This window comes from Amycolatopsis sp. BJA-103 (assembly GCF_002849735.1).
Lineage (GTDB): Bacteria > Actinomycetota > Actinomycetes > Mycobacteriales > Pseudonocardiaceae > Amycolatopsis.
Map to the genome: position 1 here is coordinate 4,736,080 of NZ_CP017780.1, position 19,146 is coordinate 4,755,225.

A 19,146-nucleotide genomic window follows, 5' to 3' on the forward strand; every position below is an offset into this window, starting at 1 on the left:
GGGACCTCCAGTGGTACCGGACCGCGCCGTGGCAGGCCGACACTGTGGACATGCCTGTACGTGAAGTCATGAACACTCCCGTCGCCGCGCTGCCCCCGGTCGTCCTGCTGAACAAGGACGACCTGATCCGCGCGCGAGCCATCGAAACGGCACACGGGACAACGCCATGAACCGGCGCCCGGGGATGGAACGCCGGATCATCGTCGGAACCGACGGCTCGGACCACGGCAGCGAAGCGATCCGCTGGGCGATCACCGAAACCCGCGCCCGGGGTGCCCGCCTCGAAATACTCCTCGTGCGGCCGAGGGGAAATCTTCTCGCTCCCCCGCCACCCGGCAGGCACCCGAGCCGGAACGGCCGTCCGATGACGGGCGAGGTGGCGAAGATCTGCGAACAACTCGCCGCGGACATCGTCATCGAGGCGTCGGTTCGCACCGGCGATCCGGCCTCGGAACTGCTGGCCGCCGCGCACGGCGCCGACCTGCTGGTACTCGGCGCCCACTCGGAGGGACCCTTCGGGCGGCCCGTCTTCGGACGTGTGTCCGCCGCTTGCGTCCGCCACGCGACCTGCCCGATCGTGCTCGTCACAATGAAGGCGGCACACCGGTTCAGCCCGTCGGCTCCCTGAAGACGCGCGGACCTCAGAGGTGAGCCGCGGCAAGGACTTCCCCTTCGCCGAGGCATCGGGCGGGGTCGAGCGCGACGGCCGGCGTGAGCACCGTCGGCCGTACGCCGAGAGCGGTCACCGCGCGTTCCTCGGCCGGACGACCATCACCGGGCATTCGGCGTGATGGGCGAGCGCCTGGCTGGTCGAGCCGAGCAGCAGTCCGGTGAACCCGCCACGGCCGCGGCTGCCCACGACCACCAGCTGCGCTTTGCCGCTCCACTCCAGCAAGGTCTGACGAGGCCGATCGCGAACGACGACGCGTTCCACGGTGACGTCCGGGTACTTCTCCTGCCAGCCCGCCAGTTGTTCCGCGAGCAGGCGGCGTTCGTCGTCCTCAAGAGATTCCCACTGCGTGGTCAGCCGCGCCGTCCCGAAGGCGTCGTCGTAGGTGACGTCCGTCCAGGCATGCACCGCCACCAAGTGCGCGCGACGTCGTGACGCCTCTTCGAACGCGGTCTCCAGGGCCTGTTCGCTCAGCGGGCTACCGTCGACCCCGACGACCACCGGACCGCTGCCGGGGTAGTTCGTCGTGCCCTTCCTGCCCCGGAGCACCACCACCGGGCACTGTGCGTGGGCAAGCACGGCCGACGCCGTCGAACCGATGGCCATCTCGGCGAAGAAGCCCTTGCCCGCGCCACCGAGGACCACCATGGTCGCCGTCATCGACGTGTCGATCAAGAACGGGACGGGTGAGCCCTGAGGCATCGCGGTACTCACCGGGACATCGGGTGCGAACGACGTGGCCTCGGCGGAGGCCTCGTCGAGCACCCGCTGTCCAGCCTCCGCGAGCACGTCGAACCACGGGGCCGCTCCGGTGAGTCCACCGCCGTAGCTGATCCGCTCCGTATGGAGGGCGTGCACGATCAGCAGCCCCAAACCGCGTTCGGCGGCAGAACCCGCCGCCCATCGGACGGCGGCCCGCCCGGGCCCGGAGCCGTCCACCCCTACGACGATCTTGTGGTCCGCAGTGCTCATCGGTCAGCCTCCTGGTAGGTCACTTTCGCTTCCACGACACCCGGAACCGCCTCGGCGATGACCTTCGCCACGTGGCGGTCGGTGTCGTTCCCGTACTGGTCGCCGATCCGGCACACGCCGCCGTCGACCTCGACGCTCCACCGGCCGGGACCCCCGTAGACAGAGAGGTGGTGCCGCACGTCGGCGGCGATCGCGGTGTCCTCGCGGGCGAACGCGCGCACGAAGTCACCGCGGGTGATGTCCCGCTGAGCGAATGTCCCGGGGGAACCGGTCCCGCATCAGGTCCGCCTCGGTCACGCTTCACAGTTCCGGCGCCGCGAGCCGGATGACAGCGACAGGACATGCCGAATGGGCGACCAGCGCCTGGCTGGTCGACCCGAGAAGCATGCCCTCGAATCCCCCGCGCCCCCGGCTGCCGACGACAAGAAGCCTCGCCCTCGCCCCGAATTCGAGCAAAGTACGAACCGGCCGTCCCTTGCGGATGACGATCTCGACCGGAACGTCCGGGTACTTGTCCCGCCACGGAGCCACCTGCTCCTCGGCCGCTTTCCTTTCGGCGGCCTCGATCTCGGCCGGATCGACGGCAAGGAAATGCGGCCGGATCGCGCCGTGGTCGACCAGCTCCGACCAGGTCCGGACGACGGTCACGTCAGCGTCCCGCACCCTCGCCTCGTCGAACGCGAACCCGACGGCCGCCTCGCCGGCAGGCGAACCATCCGTTCCCACGACGACCGGCCCCGCTTCCTGCGCGGCGACGTCCAGTTGCCGGCCTCGGGCCACGACGATCGGGCAGTGGCCGTGATGGGCGAGCGCGACCGCGATCGAGCCCACGAGCATCCCGGTGAAACCGCCGAGCCCTCGCGACCCCAGTACGACCATCGTCGCCTTCACCGACTCCTGGGTCAGAGCCGCTACCGGGTTCCATTCGCGGACCGCGGTCTCGACGACGAGATCCGGATGCCGGACGAGCGCCGCTTCCCTGACCTCGGAAATCCAGGCGAGACCACGGCTCTCGAAACCCTCACGGACCCCTTCGAACGAGGTGATGACACCCGGCATCGTCACGACCGGGATCGTGAACACGTGGACGAGCCGCAAGGGCAGCCCACGCTTCGAGGCCTCGTCCGCCGCCCACATCGCAGCGGTCTTCGCGGACCGTGATCCGTCGATCCCGGCGACGATGGATCTCTCCGTGGCGACCGGCATTTCCGCTCCTCTGCTTCGTCGTCCCGTTTCCGCACGCCGGCGACCTCTGGCCGCCGTGCTACCCGAGTCTTGTTCCAGTCTCGGCCGAGACCGGTGGCGGAACGCAGAGGATGAAGTCCCGCAGGCCCTGCCCGAGGGCCCCTCCCACCCGGCCGGTGGGCCCGCTCCGCGAGGACCAAAGTCCCTATCGCACCCGACGTCCCACCGGTCACGTGCACGGCATGGACGTTCCTCGAGTCGATTCCCTCCGGTTCGACCAGCCGCCGCTATGGCGTTCCCACCGTGAACAGTGAATTTTTTCCACAGTGTGCAAGTCGGCCTCAGTCCACGATTTTCGTTATCAAACCCTTTCCGCAGAATAATTCCAAGAAAGTTGCCGGAAAGCATCCGAACGAATTCCACCACTGTCCATTTCCGGCCGACAGGTGTAGGGTCCGACATGGTTGTTCATTGACCGCCGGTGACCGCTTTCAGCGGGACGTTCGAGCTTCTTGCTCCTCCACCATCGGTCTCGGATCCAGGAAAGTCCACATGCGACACAGCCGCACGATTTCCACTCTTTCCGGCGCCCTTTTCCTGCTTGCCGGATCAGTCGTCCTTCTCCCCGCATCGGCACAGGCCCGTGCGGAATCCGTCCCGTGCACCGAGGCGGCGCTGGTCTCCGCGGTCGACGCGGCCAACGCCGCCGGAGGCGGCACCGTCACCTTGACCCCGGGCTGCACCTACACCCTTACCGCGCCTCACGGCGACGACGGTGTGCACGGCCCGGCCGGCCTGCCGATCATCACCACGCCCATCACGCTCGAGGGCAATGCCAACACCATCACCCGCGCACCGGCCGCGGCCGCCTTCCGCATCGGCCAGGTCGCACCCACCGGCGGCATCACGCTCAAAGCGGTCACCGTCAGCAACGGCCATGCGGCCGCCGCCGGCAACGACAATGGCGGCGGAATCCTCAGTTTCGGTGCGGTGACCCTCACCGGCAGCGCGTTGTCCGGCAACACCGCCAACGGCAGTGGTGGCGCCTTGCACAGCACCGGAACCCCGTCCGCGGCGACGTTCACCAACAGCACGGTCAACGGCAACACCGCGGGCCAGGGCGGCGGAATCGCGAGTGTGAACGGGACGCTCACGCTCACCAGCAGTGTGGTCAACACCAACACCGCGACGGTGAATCCCGGCGGGATCTACTACGTGGCGGGTTCGGCGACGCTGAACACCTCCACGGTGACCGCCAACACCGCGACCAACTGCACCGGCAGCCCCTCCCCTGTCCCCGGATGCGTCGGATGACCGCCCGTTCTCCCGTGACCACACCTGTTGATTTCGTTCCAGGAAAGAAGATGTGATGCGAAGAAAGCGCAGTGTTCTGCGGGCCGTCGTCGGCGCCACCGTCCTGAGCGCGGGCATGATCACGCTGGCGCCCCTGGCGCAGGCGACCACCATTCCCGTGGCGTGCGGCGAAAGCGCCCTCGTCGACGCCGTCAACCTCGCCAACTCCACGGTCGCCAGCGACACCCTGACGCTGGCGGGCGGCTGCACCTACGCGCTGACCTCGCCGCACGGCGGACTCGCCAACGGGCTGCCGGTCATCACCACACCGATCGAACTACTCGGCCCGGCGACCATCACGCGAACCTCGCTGCTCCCCTTCCGGATCGCCGAAGTCGGTCCGACCGGCAACCTCACCCTGACCACCTCGGTCGCCTTCACCAACGGCAACGTGGTCGGCAACGGGGGCGCCATCCTCAACCGCGGCGCCGTGACACTCACCACCAGCAGCCTGAGCGGAAACTACGCCACTCTCGCCGGCGGAGGCCTCGCCAACGCCGACACCCCGTCAGGCACGGCACCCGCGGCTTCGTTCACCAGAAGCAGCGTTCTCGGAAACACCGCGCTCCTTCAAGGCGGCGGTATCTACAACGGCCTCCGCGGCACGCTGACCACCACCGGCGTCTCCGGAACCCCGATGCTCATCAGCGGCAACAGCGGCGCGCAAGGAGGCGGGATAGCCGCGGTCGACTCGACCGCGACGACCATCACCCAGACCGCCGTGACCGTGAACCACGCACTGCTGACCGCGGGCGGGGTCCACCGGACCAACGGGACCATGACCACCAACAACGCGCCGATCACCGCCAACACCCCCGGAAACTGCGTCGGGAGCGCCCCCGCAGTGCCCAACTGCACCGGCTGAACCAGAGCTCACCCGCTCTCCACCTGGCTGACATAGACAGCGTGCGAGTCAGGATCGCGAGCGGTGATCCGGCCGCCAGGCGCGCAGGCGGGATAGCTGACAGGGCTCGTGTCAATGCTGGACGCCCAACACGGTGTCCGCGTTGCGCAGCTGCACCCAGCCATCACCGGTCAGCCGGACTTCGCAATCCAGGGCGAGGTAGAACCTCAGCGATCGCCCCAGGTGAAAGGCACGAATACGCACCACTGCCCACTGTCGTCACAGGACCGACGGCCATTCCTTACCCGCCAAGCCACAGATGCCCTACGCGCTATCCCCAGGTGAGCGGGTCGAGATGGAGGTAGAACCGCCGCCGGTCGGTGTCGAACGTGGTCCCGTAAGCACGAGCGAAGGCGTCGTCGGCGGCGATAGCTTGGTTCTCGTCATCCCAGACTCCTCGGGCGTTGGCGAGCAGCAAAGCGATGTCGACATAAGGATCGGCCCGGCCGAGGCGACCGAGGTCGATGAATCCCGCGAAGTTCAGGGCGACCGGGTCGAGGATGATGTTGGGCAGGCAGAGATCGCCGTGACAGACGACGGTGTCGCCTGCCTCCTGCACGAGACGGCGCTCGACTTGCCCGGCAAGCCGAGCGAGCAGCTCGACGGGCGGCGTCTGCTGCTGCTCGACCGGCAGGAACTCCGGGTTGACCTTGTCGCGGGCGACGACATCTTGGGCGATGGCGAACATCTGTGCCAGATCTCTGCTGAAGGGACATTCCTTCGCCGGCAACGCGTGCAGACCTCGTACGCCCTCGCTGATGGACGGCCAGGCTTGCCAGAGCGCCTGAGCCGGCACGCTGTCCGCGGGCACGCCTGGGACGGTGCTGGTCACCAGATACGCGCCGTCGGCGTCGGTGCCCCATTCGAGCACCTCGGGTCCCGGGATGCCACTGCCGCTGAGCCAGTCCACACGGTCCCGTTCCTCTTCCAGAAGAACCCGCTGCTCGCCCGTGACGCACTTGGCGTACCGCGAGCCGTCGGCACTGCGGAAGACAGAGGCGCCGGACTGTCCACTCGTGACAGGCTTCCACTCGCCGGGATGAAGCCGGGCGAGCAAGGACTCCCACTCGCGGACCGGTGACCTATGCACGAAAACCATTCTAGCTTTCCGCTGTCATGGTCGAGGCTTGGTCGCGAAGACCCACCTGTTGCTCGCCAACGCGTCGTCCGGCTCGGGCCGTGGACCGCGCCCGAACTGGCGAGTGAAGTCGAAGGGCGTCTTGACCTCGGTGGACCACCCCTTGCGCTCAAGGTCTCTCGTGGAGTCGGGGCGTGGTTCACGGTCGAACAGGGTGAGCAGGTCGACCCCGATCCGCTGCTTCGCCGAGGTGTAGACGGCGTTAGCCCGGACTTCGGGGCGTTCCACGCCGAGTTTGACTTCGAACGCCAGTGAACTGCCTTCGGCGCTCAAGCTGTCCACGGTGTCGATGAGGCCGCGCTCGGCGGCACTGGACAGGTAGAGCATGAGGCCCTCGGCCAGCCAGACACTCGGCATCGCCGGATCGAACCCGGCGGCGATCAGGGTGGCCGTCCAGTCGCCGCGCAGGTCGCCCGCGATCGGCACGCGCCGCGTTTTCGTTATGGCGCCTAGCTTGTCGAGGACGTCCTGTTTGAATCCCAGCACCGGCTCGCGGTCGATCTCGAACAGCACACAGCCCGCAGGCCAGTCGAGCCGGAAGGCCCGCGAGTCGAGGCCCGCGCCGAGGAGCACGACCTGACGTCCTCCGGCCCGCGCCGACCGGAGGACGAAGTCGTCCAGGACCCGGGTTCGCAGACCGAAGTAACGCCCGAGCCTGCCCCACAGGGGATCGGCGTCCCCGTCCGGGACCTGCTCCATGCGTAACGGCCAGTCTTCGCAGGTCCGGGCGGCACGCACGAAATGCTCCGCGAAGCCGTCCCGGGCGAGCGAGTCCGGGCGGTGGGTTTCGATCGCGCGGGCGGCGGCGACCATGAGCGCGGTCCGGCCGACACCCAGTTCTATCGCGCCGCCGTCGTGCTTCGTACCGGCCAAGGCTCCTGCCTTTCGGGCGATGACCACACTTCCGGATCGTCGAGGATGGCCAGGCGGGCGCCGTAGACAGTGCCCATGAAGCCCAGGATCGTGTCGTCGGGCAGGTGGAGACTCGTCGTGCAGTCGGTCAGGACGGTCACGTGGAACCCTTGCTGGAACGCCGTCCGCGCGGTGGAGTCCACGCAGACATCCGTGTAGAGACCCGCGAACACCAAGTGCCCGAAACCGTTCCGGACGAGGTACTCCTCGAAACCGTCGGTGAGAAAGGCGTCGAAGCGCGCGTTCTTGGTGAAGACACGTTCGCCGCCGGCGGGCGAGACCCGGTGGAATTCCGCACCCCAGGTGCCTTCCCGGCACTTCGGGCGTTTCCCGAGCATCAGGTCCCGATGCCGCCAGCTCGGGCCTTGATGCTCGACGTCACCGTGGAACCGGACGAAGACGACCTCGATGCCGCGAGCCCTCGCCACGTCCACCGCCCGCGCGGCACCGGCCGTCGCGGCGTCCACTGTGGAAAGATCGCCCGCGTACCTGCCCGCCACTACCGGCCCGGTGCAGAAGTCGTTCTGCAGGTCCATGACGACCAGCGCCGTCCCGGTCACCCTTCCACTGCCGAGAGGACGTCGGCTGATCGCCCGGGTTGCTTCAGCAGGTCCACCACGGCCTCCGTCACCTCCGTGGTCGAGTGGGGTCCGCCGAGGTCCGGAGTCGTGATTCCCTGGCGTCCGACGGATTCGAGAGCGTCCTCCGTGCTTTTGATCGCGCCCGCGCAGCCGGCATGCCGTTCCGCGATCGCCGCCGCCGCCCGGATGGTCGCCACGGGATTGACGATGCCCAGGCCCGCCAGGTCGTCCGCGGAACCGTGCACGGTCTGGTACTCGACCAGTCCGGCGACGTCGGGATGCAGGTGGATGTTCTCCGTGTAGCGGTTTTCCTGCCGTTCGGAGCCCAGCCGGTCCAGCAGGACCACGTGCATGATGTCGGCCCATTCGTTGGCGCCGATGATGACGGTGCGCCGCGGCAACCCGTGCTCGATGAGGTTGCGGTTGACCGTGTCCGGCTGGGCGAGGGCGATCTCCACGCCGTGCCGTGCCGCGATCTCCTCCACCCAGCCACCGAGAGCACCGTCGAGGAGGTGGAACTTGTAGGCCATGACCACCCGTTCCACCTGCTCGCCGGGCCACTGCCGCCGCGCCTGCTCCAGGGCGGCGGCGACCACCTTCGCGGTGATCTCCTTGCTGAACTTCATGGTGCGATGGACGACCCCGGGGCTGTGGCTGTTCTCGCCGGTGTAAAAGCCCTGGGCTTCGTCGCGCACCATCAACAGCGACGAGTCCCGATCCTCGATGAGGTCGGTCTTCACCGCCTGCAGTCGCTCGCGGACCAGGTACAACGACTGGGCGTTGATCGCCGTGCGGAAGACGGCGGTGGTGCCCGCGAGTGCCCGTGCGCGGCAGAACCGCTCGTAGTGGTCGGCGTCCTGCCGGGTCAGGTCCGCGATCTCCGCGAAGCCGCTTCCTTCGGCCTTGAGGGAGAAGTACGAGTGGTACAGCCTGGGCGAGCGCACGATGCGGATGGTCGTCGAAGACGCCTTCCCGAGGGTGTTCAGGACACGTTCGAAGACGTTCGCGAGTTCTGGTCCGGTTCCGCGGCCGACGGCCAGTCCGATGGTGGGGTCCACCGTGCTCCTTCGCTGTTCGGATGCCGGATTCAGGCCGTGGGCGCGCCGCTGACCAGGTGGTCGCCGGGGATGCCCGTCTTCGAGGGGCTGTAGTAGTCCTTGATCCCGGCCACCCAGGTCGAAACGGTGATCTGGTCTGACGCGGACGGGCCGAAGGCGTCGAAGAGCGCCTCGATGTTGGCGCGTTCGAAGCCGATCGCCGTCATGAGCGAGTGGAAGACGTGGCGCTCGATGAGACCGTCTCCGTCCGGGTCGCCCAGCGCCGCCAGCGACTCGGCGAAAACCCTGATGGTCGAGTCGAACCGTTCCGGCGACAGTACGACGGCGGTGTACTCGTCGAAAGTGATCTCACCGTCGCGGTCGACGTCCAGTACCTCGGCCAGGGTGCGCCAGTACTGCCGGAACGCCGCCCGCATCGCGTCCTTGGCCGCCGCGCCGGATTCGGGTGCCGCCTCGACGACGTCGGCGGCCATGATCTCGAAGTCTTCGGCTTCGAGATGCCCGTTCCCGTTGCGGTCGAACAGAGTGAAGATGAGCGTGACACGTTCGAGGGCATCCGTCGGCATCAAGGAACCATCCTTTACTCGAAGCGAAAGGGAATGGCGAAATGTTCGGTCGTGACTATGCCAGCGGCGGCATCGGGGAAATATACGAAGAACCCGGCCGCCACCGTAAAGTGTGAACCAGCACCGAACAAGGCCGGAATGCCCGAAAGCACGTTGTTTCAGCTTCGCCGACGTGCAGCGCCCATACCGGACCCGTACCGAAGACACTCTCGGTCTTCGTTCTCACCGCCAGGGCTCCATCCTCCGGCAGCACCGAAGTCCTGATCGGGTCCCCGGCCGCGACCCACTGTCACCCGGCTCGCGTCGACGCCGGATTCGAAGCCTTACTCCGAATATCGGATTCGGAGAATGGCATTCTCGAGCGGATCGACCGGGTCGTCACAGCATCGCCAGCAGTTCGGCGGCGGCGCGGCGACCGCTGTCGATCGCACCGTCGATGAAACCCGGCCACCGCTGGGCGGTGTGGGCCCCGGCGAAGTGCACCAAGCCCTCCGGCACGGCGAGATCCCTTTCGTAACGGGAGATCTGCCCGGCCCGGAAGGTCGTCCAGGTGCCGCGCGACCACTCGTCGTCCACCCACTCGTACGTGGTCGCGGCGACGACCTCGGCCTCGGGCGCGAACTCGCGCACCGCCCGCTGCACGTCCGCCACGTCGTGCCCGTCCACCCGGTCGTGCTCGGGCGCGAAGCACACCAGCACCACGCCCTCGGGCACGGTGTACATCGCGCCCACGTAGTCGAACTCGGTACCCCAGCCGTATCCGCTCAGGTCGTCCGGCACGTTGCGGGCCAGCGCCCACACCTTCTGCCCCTGCCCGGCGTGGTTCTCGGTGGAGATGGCCAGCTTCGCCGGGGACAGCGCGGGCGTGAACTCGATGTGCCGCTGCACGCCGATGGGAACGGTGACCAGCACCCGCCGCGCCGTGACCTCTCCGCCGTCGTGTCCGACGACGACGTGGTCCGCCTCCTGGCGCACCCACCGCACGGGCGTGCTCAGCCGGATGTCCGCGCCGCCGTCCTCCGCCAGCGCCGTGGCGAGCGAGACGGTGCCGTCGTCGAAGGTCCGCCCGAGCACGCTCGCCCGGACCATGCCCCAGACGGAGTTGCCCATGGCGGCGATCCAGCGCAGGATGTCCAGCGCGGAGCCGGTGTCGGCGGAAGCGTTGCCGCAGCCGCAGAACCAGGAGATCAGCAGTTCCCGCGCGTTGCCCTTCAAGCCGGCTTCGTCGGCCCACTGCCGGATCGGCACATCGAGGTCGGCCAGGCCCTGTCCGGAGAGCGGGCGGTCCACGTCGAGCCGGGCGCCGGCCGCCACCAGGGCGCGCACCGCGAGTTCCAGGTCCTCCAGTTCGCCGGGCGGCACCGGAAGCAGCGACTTCAGCACGGTGCCGCGATCCGACCAGGTCATCCGGGCTGGCAACTCGCTGTCGCTGACCGCGATCCCGTACCGGCGGACCTCCTCGGTGACGAAGGTCTGCTCGGGGACGATCCACGTACCGCCCATCTCCAGCCCGACTCCGTCGAACAGGTCGGTCCGGTACCAGGTACGGCCGCCGATCCGGTCGCGCGCCTCCAGCACGCGCACCGTTCGCCCGGCCGAGCCGAGATCACGTGCGGCCGTCAGCCCGGCGAAGCCCGCGCCCACGATCACGACATCGACTTCCGGAGAACCCATCGAACACCTGCCTTCTGTCAGCGTGCCCGGCAACGTACGTGCGCCGTCCTGCCCCGGTCGATGGACGCGGAGTCCAATCTGGCCGGTCAATGTGGACGCGACGGCGAATCCCGTCCGGTGTCGGCGTAGGCGAGCGCGTCCCGGGCCTCCAGCGCGAGCCACAGCTCGTAGCGCGCGGAGGCGGTCGTCAGCGTCCGGCCGGTGAGCTGCTCGATCCGGTCGATGCGGTTGCGCACGGTGTGCCGGTGCACGCCGAGGCGCTGTGCCGTGACGTCCCACGCGGAGTTGGCGTCCAGCCACGCGCGCAACGTGGCCAGCAGCTGCTCCCGCTGGTCGGCGGCGTCGACCGGCGCCAGCACGGTGTCGGCGAACGAGGCCAGCAGTTCCGGCGGCCCCAGGGTGAGCAGCAGCCTGCTGGTGCTGTGCTCCCCGGCCTCGGCGGGACGGCCAAGACGAACGCTGGTGGCCAGTAGCGCCCGTGCCTGCCGAAGCGAGACGGCCGCCGAGCCCGGCCGCAATGCCGCGCCGACGCCGGCCGGGCGCCCCGGCGCGAACCGGTCGAGCAGCGCGGTCACGTCCACTTCGTCGACGACCAGCGCCTCCACGGTGTCCTCGGACCACCGCACGAGGCCGCCGGGCAGCACGAGGGCGAGATCGGCGGCCAGGTCGTCCGCTTCCCCCGCCCCGGCCACCACCGCCAAGCCGCGCACCGAGGACGCGGCCAGCCCGAACGCGGTCAGGACGGACTCGGCCCGGTCGTCGGGCAGCCCGTTCAGCAGCCGGGCCAGCGCCTCCGCACCGGCTCGCCGCCGCGGTTCGTCGGCCAGGTGCCTGCGCTCCAGTTCCAGTGTCAGCAACGAAACCAGCGCGGCGTCCAGAGTGCCCGGCTGTGGTTGGGACGGCCTGGCGAGCAGCACGTGCCCGCGCAGCCGCCGGGCGCCGATCGGCTGCACGGCCACGGTCAGCCCGTCCGCCGCGACCGACGCGCTGCCCAGCAACCCGCGGGCGCCCACCTCGTCCAGCACCGTGCGCCCGGCGGCGAGCAGGGCGGGCGCGGACTCGCCGACGGCGACCAGTTCGCGGCCGAGCAGGTCGGTCACCACGGCGGCACGACCGGTCGCGCGCAGCCACACCTTGAGGATCGCGTTCAGGCCGCCGCCAGAAGTCGCCGCGACGGTCAGCCTGCGCTGGACATCGACGGTGTGCTCCAGGGCGCGCCGGTCCTCGGCGGCCAGCGCGGCGAACACCGCCTTGGTGACCGCGATGAACGGCACCTCGTCCGGCACCACGAGCAGCGGCAGCCCGGCCGCTTCGGCGGCGGCCACCAGCTCGCCGGGCGGCTCCCGGTGCGGCTGGCCGTGGCCGACGCCGAACGCCAGCGCCGCCGCGCCGCCCTCGACCACGTCCCGCACGAAACCCCGGCAGGACCGCCGGTCCGTCGGCAGCACCACACCGGCCGTCATCAGCAGTTCCCCGCCCTGCAGCCATTCGCCGGGGCGGGCCAGCTCCGAGACGTGCGCGGCCTCGATCACCCGGTCCCGGCCACCCTCTCCGGCGACCAGGGTCAGGCGGAGCTCGCGCACGGCGAGCAGGGCGGCGACAGTCAGCGGCATGGACGCAGTGTCCACCGTCACGCGCAAAGTTCAACCCCGCGTCCATCGACGCGGCCGGGCGGCCCGCCCTACCGTCCCCACACCCCGTGACCCACGTCTCAGGGCCAGTTGGCAGAGCTGAGATGGACCCGCGAACAGGACCAAATGTGAACCCGCCCCGGCCGAAGGCCCCGCTATCGCGGTGGCAGGACGCCTTACCCGCCAACGCGGGTGTGGAAGACCAGGCAGCGTCCTGCCGACGTCGATCGCGGACGCGGGTTCACCAACAGACACTCAGTCCACAGAGGACACCGCTGGAGGCCCCGCCGTGATCCAAGACCCCGCCAGTAGAGCGATACCCGAACCCGTTTCCGCACAGGCCACCCGGATCGAGACGCACGGCATCGACGTCATCGGCGACGAGGAACGGCACGGCCGGGCGCGCGACCTGTTCGGCGTGTGGGCCGCGCCGAACGTGAGCTACCTCAGCCTGGTGGTCGGCGGCGCGCTGGTGGTGCTGGGCCTGAGCCTGTGGCAGGCACTCGGCGTGATCCTGGTCGGCAACCTGTTCTGGGTGCTGGTCGGGCTGATCTCGGTCAGCGGCCCGGCCGCGGGCACGCCGAGTTCGGTCATCACCCGGACCATGTACGGCGTTCGCGGCAACCGGGTGCTGGTCACGTTCAACGGCTCGCTGATCTCCGTGTGTTACGTCGCGCTGAGCCTGTCGGCCGCGTCGGTGACGGCGTTCAGCCTGTGCTCCAGGTTCGGCCTGGAACTCGGCACGGTGGGCAAGACGCTGGTCATCGTCGGCGTGGCGGCGGTGACGCTGGCGATCAGCGTCTACGGGCACGCCACGATCATCCGGCTGTACATGCCGCTCGCCGCGGCACTCGCGGTGGTGTTCGCGGTACTGGCGTTCTTCGTGCTGGGCAACGCCGACTGGGGTCACCAGCCGCCGCGGGAGCTCCAGGGACCCGACCTGTGGGCGGCGCTGGCCGCGGGGCTGGCCATGGTCGCCTCGGCCCCGCTGTCCTACAGCACCAGCGCCGACTTCGCCCGCTATCTGCCGCGCACCGCCAAGCCGTCGGCCATCGTCGGCTGGACGGCGGCGGGCGCGTACCTGCCCAGCGTCCTGTGCACCGCGCTGGGCGCGGTCGCCGCCACCACATTGGACATGAGCGACCCGCAGACCGCGCTCACCGGCCTGCTGCCTGGCTGGTTCTCCCCGGTCTTCCTGATCGCCATGATCCTGGGCGCGATCGCCAACAACGCGCTGATCATCTACAGCTCGGGGCTGGCGCTCCAGGCGATCGGGATGCGCGTCCGCCGGTCGCGCAGTGTGCTGTTCTACGGCATGGTCAGCATCCTGCTGACCATGTACGCGCTGCTGGTCTCGAACTTCCTGGACACGGTCAGCCGGATGCTGCAGATGATGGTGGCGGTGCTGGCCCCGATCATGGCCATCTACGTCACCGATCTGCTGCTGCGGCGCAACCGGTACGACGGCCACGCGCTCAGCGATCTCGGCCGGAGCAGCCCGTTCTGGTACCGGGGCGGGGTCAACTGGGCCGGTTTCGCCGCGCTGGTGGCAGGCGCCGCGTTCGCCATCGAGTTCCTGGCCGTCCCCGGCGTGCACATCGGGTTCCTGGCCGAGCTGGTGGGCGGGATCGACCTGTCGCTGCCGGTGGGACTGATCGTCCCTTCGCTGATCTACGTCCTGGCGATGCGTTCGTCGACACAAGGAGTGAAATGAGCAAGCCGGAACTGGTCCACTACCGGGGCGGCCGGATCTTCACCGCCGACGAGCCCGCGTGGGCGGAGTCCATGGTCGTGCGCGGGGAGTCGATCGAGTTCGTCGGCGACACCGCGACGGCCGACGGTCTGGCCGACGGCGCGCGGCTGGTGGACCTCGGCGGGGCGTTCGTGCTGCCCGGTTTCGTGGACGCGCACACCCACCTGCTGGGGATGGGTGAGGCGCTGCGGCAGGTCGACCTGTTCGACGCCGCCGACGTGGCCGAGATCCAGGCCAGGATCGGGGAGACGGCGGACGCCGACCCCGGCGCGCCACGGATCCTGGGCCGCAGCTGGTTGTTCGGCGCGCTGGACGGCCGCGGCCCGGACCGCGGCATGATCGACGCGGCCGTGCCGGACCGGCCGGTCTATCTCGCCGCCAACGACCTGCATTCGACGTGGGTCAACAGCGCCGCGCTGCGGGAACTCGGGATCACGGCGGACACCCCCGACCCGATCGGCGGCCGGATCGGCCGCGACGAGGCGGGCGAGCCGGACGGCATGCTGTACGAGGCGGCCGCGTTGCAGCTGGCGCGGCGGTTCCTCGACGCGCAAGCAGGCGACGACGAGCGCGACGCCGCACTGGCCTCGACGTTCGAGCAGTATCTGTCCGACGGCGTGACCGGCGCGGTGGACATGGGGCTGGGGCAGGACGACCTGGACGCGTTGGAGCGGGCACTGGCCCGCGGCGGCGGCCGGTTGCCGCTGCGGGTGGCCGGGCACTGGCTGGTCGAGCGGACCGGCAGCACCGAGGACGATCTGCGGCAGGTCCGGCGGGCGGTGGAGCTGGCCCGGCGGCTGTCCGGGCCGTGGTTGCGGGTCACCGGTATCAAGCTGCTGGTGGACGGCGTGATCGACAGCTGCACGGCGGCGATGAAGGCCCCGTTCGCCGACGGCAGCCATCCCGGGCCGATCTGGGACCTGGCAGCCCTGTCCCCCGTCGTGGCGGCGGCGGACGCGGCCGGGTTGCAGGTGGCGCTGCACGCGATCGGCGATGAGGCGTCGGACATCGCGCTTTCCGCGCTGGAGCAAGCGATCGAGGTCAACGGGCCGCGCGACCGGCGGCACCGGCTCGAGCACGTCGAGGTGGTGACCGAGGAGAACGTGCGCCGACTCGCCCGGCTCGGCGTGGTCGCGTCCATGCAGCCGGTGCACGCCGATCCGGCGATCCAGGACAACTGGCGGGCGGTGCTCGGCGACGACCGCGTGCGGCGCGGGTACCCGTGGCCGGAGCTGACCGCCGCCGGCGCGGTGCTCGCGTTCGGCTCCGACGCGCCGACCGCGCCCCACCCGCCGCTGCCGAACATGTTCATCGCCACCACCCGGCGATCGGCGTCCGATCCCGGGCTGCCGCCCAACATCCCGGAGTACGCCCTGCCCATGGCCGACGCCCTCGCGCACGGCACCCGGCACGCCGCGTACTCGTGCCGGTGGGAGGGATTGACCGGGCGCCTGGCGCCGGGGCTGGCGGCGGACTTCGTGGTGCTGGACCGTGATCCGTTCGCCGAGGGCGCTGACTCGCTGTTGCAGACCAAGGTCCGGTTGACCGTGGTCGCGGGTGAGGAGCGTGCCGGAACGCTGTCCTGATCCGCGGACCTCAGGCGTTGGCGGTGGGTGGGGCGGTGTAGCGGGCTTGGCCGAAGCCGATGATGAGGTAGCCGATGATGGAGAACAGGAACAGGCCGAAGAACCCGAAGACGCCGCTCTTGCCGAACGCCTTCGCGACGTCGATCGAGACGATGATCGCGATGACGATGTTGACCACCGGGATGAGCAACAGGATCAGCCACCATCCGGAGCGCCCCGCGACCTTCAGCAGCGTGTAGGCGTTGTAGAACGGGATGATCGCCGCCCAGCCGGGTCGCCCGGCCTTGGTGAACACCTTCCACAGCGCGATGATCATGAGCACAGCGAAGATCAGGCCCGAGGCTCCCCAGCCGAAGCCGAGGTCGGGGGTCGTGACGGACGTCGTCTCTTGGTGCACGGAACTGGTGTCCTTCCGGAAGCGGGCTGCCAGGCCGGTGACATTAGCGCCGACGAGACACCTTCGCAGCGGAGAAGACACCGACGGTGGAGACGTTCACCGACCAGGCTGAACGCGCAGAGCGCCCTATGACCGGACGGTCAGGTGAATCGCCGCCGTTCGGCGACTGTTGCTCGCTTTCGGTGTCGGAGGAGAAATAGACGGTCACGTTCGGAAGCGCAGGTACCGCATTCCCAGAGCTACCGCGGCGCAGAACACCAGCCCGACGATGACCAGGACTCGACGCGCACCCTTCGGTTTCGGCTCCCGGGCCTCCATCGACACCCCGAAACCCAGTAGCGCGCCGAACAGCACGCCGATGACACCCCCTGTCACCGGGTTCAACCAACTCACCTCAGCGTCGCTCGCGGAGCCGTACCACGCACCCAACGCGCCGAAGACCGCGGCCGGAACAGCGGTCATCACTCCACCGTGACCCGCCATCCAGCGCCTGCGTCGGTGTCGCCGTTCTGCCGGGACAGCTTGCTCATCCACTCCACTGGACATGACCGCATGCTTCCCGATCCGGCCGCCCCTCAAACCGGCCGATCTTCGCGGCATCACCTGAGCCTCCGACGACGGTGGCTGCACTTTCCTGCCCAGGCGGGGCCACCACCCGGACAAGGGCGCTCACTTCAGGCATCGCGCAGCTTCGGCAAACTCCACACCGCCTTCCTCGGCGCACAATGCCAGCAAGGAGGCCGCGGTGTGATCGTCGATCTCGTGCCGTCGCATCAGTGTGCTCTTGGCCTGCTCGATCGCCGCCATCTCACGCCACAGCAGCGCACGCCACTCGGCGTCATCAACCTTCGCCTCCGTCGCCATAGGTCGAGGATCTCGCAGTCACACCTCTTCCGGAACCCCGTTCGGGGAGGGTGACCAGGACGAGTGAACCCTGATCACGATCGGCCTAACGGCTTGTGAAATCCCTGCTGCGACCTGACTCGGGCGTACACGGCGCTCTCCGGTATTCGCTCCTGCCCGAACAGGTGGTTTCCCGCCGCGCGCGGCGATCCGGGCAGACACCGACTTGCCGTCGCGGAGCCTGAATGAGGAAGAGCCGGTCGAATGCCCACGGCCGATGAACGTCGACCGTGGACATTCGAATGAACCGGAAGGTGCGCGCAGCTGTCCAGCAGCTCGGTGACAAGGGGCAGCTCGTCGTTTCCCGCTCCGCCTGCGATCCGGTGCGATACCGGCGTCACGCTTTCCTGTGACGCGAGATCAGTCCGGGTAGTCCACGCTCATCCCCCGCAGACCCGTGGTGTCCTGCGGGCAGTTCACCTTCGATTCCTCGTTCTTGTTCGCCCAAGCGCCGAAGTACCACCGGTATGCGGGTTGGGTGTGCGTACGGCACTCCGCCGCGGCTCGGTGCGCGCGCTGGGTGCACTTCGACGAAACCGCCCAAGAGCCTGTACTCCGCCACACCCTGCAATCGGGTGGGATGGCCTGGGCCGACGCGGACACGGCTGGCGCCGCGGTCACCACCAGGCCCGCGACCATCGCCATCACCGCCGCCGTGGCCGCCCTGGTCGCGACTCCTGCTCGCACTGTTGATCGAATGCCCATCAAGTCCTCCCTCACGGTGGCGAGGTCCAGCGGATCCGGACTCACCACGGGCTTCACGCACCTGTCGACGAGGGCGTTGCCGCCGCCAAGCGTGATCACCCGGATGGGGTCCTGGTACTCGGCGACACCCTGCTCACCCGCGCGGACGGCTCTTGCGGCAGGTCACCTTGTTGTGGATGACCAGGACGATGGTCCGCAACAGGCCGAGTGCTATGGCCGGACCGCGACGGCGTCCACTTCGAAGAGCATGTCCGGGAAGGCGAGGGCCGCCACCCCGAGGAGAGTCTGCGTGGGCGGCCGCTTGCCCCAGATCTGGCCGATGAGCCTGCCGATGGTCTCGAGCTTGGCGGCGTCATGCTCGACGATGTAGGTGCGGAGCTGGACGACGCGGCTGAAGTCGAGACCCACCTCCGCCAGGGCGGTGCGCAGGTTCGCCAGCGACTGTTCGACCTGTTCGGCGAAGTCGCTCGACGTGACCTGGCCGCTGCCGTCGGAGGCGTACTGCCCTGCGATGAAGACGAGCTCACCGGAGGTGGTGGCGATGTGGCTGTATCCGAACGCCCCCGGATCGTGCAGCCCTGCCGGGTTGATGATTTCGTGCGCCATGGAATCGCCTTTCGCTGAGTGTCGTTTGCCGGGGTTCGGGCCTGGACGCCCGTGAACCAGCGGCGGGTGCGTTCGGGTACACCGGGGGCATCCCGCTCCACCCGCACCTTGATATCGGCGACGGTCTGCCCGGCGAGCTCGGTCCGCCACGCGAGTTCCGCCTTCCGCATGGCCTGGTCGATCAGGCAAGGCTTCCGGTAGTCGTCCCGCGCCGCGCCTTTCGGTCCCTGTCTGCGGATCTCGGTGCAGAGGAAGGCCCGCTCGGCACCTTCGATCGCGGTGACCACGTCCATCAGCGTGATCTGCTCGGGTCCACGGGCGAGCCGGAAGCCGCCCCGGGGGCCACGGGTCGAGTCGACGATCCCGTCCCTGGCCAGCGCCTGCAGCTGTTTGTTGAGATAGGCCGTCGGCAGGCCGTGGCCCGATCACCGGCACCCGGCTCCCACGCCGCGAAAAGTCCGGGCACCGGGTTCCCGCCCGCCCGAGGACACGCTCGCCGTCGAGAACGGTCTCACCGGCGGTGATGCGCGGTGTCCTTTTTGGACTACCCGC

Annotated in this window: 20 protein-coding genes and 1 pseudogene; 5 read left to right on the forward strand and 16 right to left on the reverse strand. The window is 69.1% G+C overall.

The window, feature by feature from the left end; genetic code table 11:
- Positions 1 to 166 precede the first annotated feature (166 nt).
- On the forward strand, positions 167 to 628 hold the full coding sequence (locus BKN51_RS20465) for a universal stress protein (RefSeq protein WP_101609164.1): 462 nt from the start codon (positions 167 to 169) through the stop codon (positions 626 to 628).
- Positions 629 to 742: 114 nt separating this feature from the next.
- Here the strand turns inward: BKN51_RS20465 and BKN51_RS20470 are convergent, their stop codons facing one another.
- From BKN51_RS20470 to BKN51_RS20480, 3 genes are all read right to left on the reverse strand, one after another.
- Positions 743 to 1,642: a universal stress protein gene (locus tag BKN51_RS20470; RefSeq protein WP_101609165.1), complete on the reverse strand. Its 900-nt coding sequence runs from the start codon at positions 1,640 to 1,642 to the stop codon at positions 743 to 745.
- Complete coding sequence (locus tag BKN51_RS20475; RefSeq protein WP_233223504.1) at positions 1,639 to 1,863, reverse strand: hypothetical protein; 225 nt, start codon at positions 1,861 to 1,863, stop codon at positions 1,639 to 1,641. Before BKN51_RS20475 ends, BKN51_RS20470 begins: the two co-directional genes overlap by 4 nt.
- Before the next feature lie 79 nt (positions 1,864 to 1,942).
- Entirely contained in the window at positions 1,943 to 2,848 is a 906-nt protein-coding gene (locus tag BKN51_RS20480) for a universal stress protein (protein ID WP_101609166.1), read from the reverse strand.
- A 531-nt stretch (positions 2,849 to 3,379) separates the two neighbouring features.
- On the opposite strand from BKN51_RS20480, the gene BKN51_RS20485 reads away from it, so the two are divergent.
- Together BKN51_RS20485 and BKN51_RS20490 are read left to right on the forward strand one after the other, a co-directional pair.
- Complete coding sequence (locus BKN51_RS20485) at positions 3,380 to 4,141, forward strand: hypothetical protein (protein WP_101609167.1); 762 nt, start codon at positions 3,380 to 3,382, stop codon at positions 4,139 to 4,141.
- A 55-nt stretch (positions 4,142 to 4,196) separates the two neighbouring features.
- The gene (locus BKN51_RS20490; protein ID WP_101609168.1) at positions 4,197 to 5,045 is read left to right on the forward strand and encodes a hypothetical protein; all 849 of its coding nucleotides are present in this window, start codon (positions 4,197 to 4,199) and stop codon (positions 5,043 to 5,045) included.
- Positions 5,046 to 5,355: 310 nt separating this feature from the next.
- Here the strand turns inward: BKN51_RS20490 and BKN51_RS20495 are convergent, their stop codons facing one another.
- The 7 genes from BKN51_RS20495 to BKN51_RS20525 all read right to left on the reverse strand — a co-directional run bounded on the left by BKN51_RS20495 (position 5,356) and on the right by BKN51_RS20525 (position 12,626).
- Positions 5,356 to 6,174, reverse strand: coding sequence for an APH(3'') family aminoglycoside O-phosphotransferase (locus BKN51_RS20495; protein WP_233223514.1), 819 nt, complete (start codon positions 6,172 to 6,174; stop codon positions 5,356 to 5,358).
- Positions 6,175 to 6,198: 24 nt separating this feature from the next.
- A complete protein-coding gene (locus BKN51_RS20500; protein ID WP_233223530.1) occupies positions 6,199 to 7,095 on the reverse strand; it encodes an SAM-dependent methyltransferase in 897 nt (298 codons plus the stop codon).
- Positions 7,062 to 7,694, reverse strand: coding sequence for a cysteine hydrolase family protein (locus BKN51_RS20505; protein ID WP_233223538.1), 633 nt, complete (start codon positions 7,692 to 7,694; stop codon positions 7,062 to 7,064). The genes BKN51_RS20500 and BKN51_RS20505 overlap by 34 nt, the downstream gene beginning before the upstream one ends.
- The gene (locus tag BKN51_RS20510; RefSeq protein WP_101609170.1) at positions 7,691 to 8,773 is read right to left on the reverse strand and encodes an isocitrate/isopropylmalate family dehydrogenase; all 1,083 of its coding nucleotides are present in this window, start codon (positions 8,771 to 8,773) and stop codon (positions 7,691 to 7,693) included. Before BKN51_RS20510 ends, BKN51_RS20505 begins: the two co-directional genes overlap by 4 nt.
- A 29-nt stretch (positions 8,774 to 8,802) precedes the next feature.
- Positions 8,803 to 9,339, reverse strand: coding sequence for an EF-hand domain-containing protein (locus BKN51_RS20515; RefSeq protein WP_101609171.1), 537 nt, complete (start codon positions 9,337 to 9,339; stop codon positions 8,803 to 8,805).
- Positions 9,340 to 9,717: 378 nt separating this feature from the next.
- Positions 9,718 to 11,013, reverse strand: coding sequence for a flavin monoamine oxidase family protein (locus tag BKN51_RS20520; RefSeq protein WP_101609172.1), 1,296 nt, complete (start codon positions 11,011 to 11,013; stop codon positions 9,718 to 9,720).
- 86 nt (positions 11,014 to 11,099) lie between these two features.
- Positions 11,100 to 12,626 (reverse strand): PucR family transcriptional regulator, encoded by a 1,527-nt coding sequence (locus tag BKN51_RS20525; RefSeq protein WP_101609173.1) that lies wholly within the window; start codon positions 12,624 to 12,626, stop codon positions 11,100 to 11,102.
- Between the two features lie 307 nt (positions 12,627 to 12,933).
- Between BKN51_RS20525 and BKN51_RS20530 the strand changes: the two genes are divergently transcribed.
- Entirely contained in the window at positions 12,934 to 14,358 is a 1,425-nt protein-coding gene (locus BKN51_RS20530; RefSeq protein ID WP_101609174.1) for a purine-cytosine permease family protein, read from the forward strand.
- A complete protein-coding gene (locus BKN51_RS20535) occupies positions 14,355 to 15,983 on the forward strand; it encodes an amidohydrolase (RefSeq protein ID WP_101609175.1) in 1,629 nt (542 codons plus the stop codon). Before BKN51_RS20530 ends, BKN51_RS20535 begins: the two co-directional genes overlap by 4 nt.
- Before the next feature lie 10 nt (positions 15,984 to 15,993).
- On the opposite strand, the gene BKN51_RS20540 is transcribed toward BKN51_RS20535, so the two are convergent.
- From BKN51_RS20540 to BKN51_RS44370, 6 genes and pseudogenes are all read right to left on the reverse strand, one after another.
- Positions 15,994 to 16,380, reverse strand: a complete 387-nt coding sequence (locus BKN51_RS20540) for a DUF5684 domain-containing protein (RefSeq protein WP_101609176.1) — start codon at positions 16,378 to 16,380, stop codon at positions 15,994 to 15,996.
- Between the two features lie 204 nt (positions 16,381 to 16,584).
- Positions 16,585 to 16,842 carry a hypothetical protein gene (locus BKN51_RS20545; RefSeq protein WP_101609177.1) on the reverse strand — a complete coding sequence of 86 codons (258 nt, stop codon included), beginning with the start codon at positions 16,840 to 16,842 and terminating at the stop codon, positions 16,585 to 16,587.
- A gap of 207 nt (positions 16,843 to 17,049) precedes the next feature.
- Positions 17,050 to 17,244 (reverse strand): ANTAR domain-containing protein, encoded by a 195-nt coding sequence (locus BKN51_RS20550; RefSeq protein ID WP_101609178.1) that lies wholly within the window; start codon positions 17,242 to 17,244, stop codon positions 17,050 to 17,052.
- A gap of 399 nt (positions 17,245 to 17,643) precedes the next feature.
- On the reverse strand, positions 17,644 to 17,988 hold the full coding sequence (locus BKN51_RS20555; RefSeq protein WP_146044354.1) for a hypothetical protein: 345 nt from the start codon (positions 17,986 to 17,988) through the stop codon (positions 17,644 to 17,646).
- Between the two features lie 210 nt (positions 17,989 to 18,198).
- Positions 18,199 to 18,594, reverse strand: a complete 396-nt coding sequence (locus BKN51_RS20560; RefSeq protein ID WP_101609180.1) for a RidA family protein — start codon at positions 18,592 to 18,594, stop codon at positions 18,199 to 18,201.
- Positions 18,595 to 18,716: 122 nt separating this feature from the next.
- A pseudogene (locus BKN51_RS44370) lies at positions 18,717 to 19,007 on the reverse strand (RrF2 family transcriptional regulator); the annotation flags it as partial.
- Positions 19,008 to 19,146 lie beyond the last annotated feature (139 nt).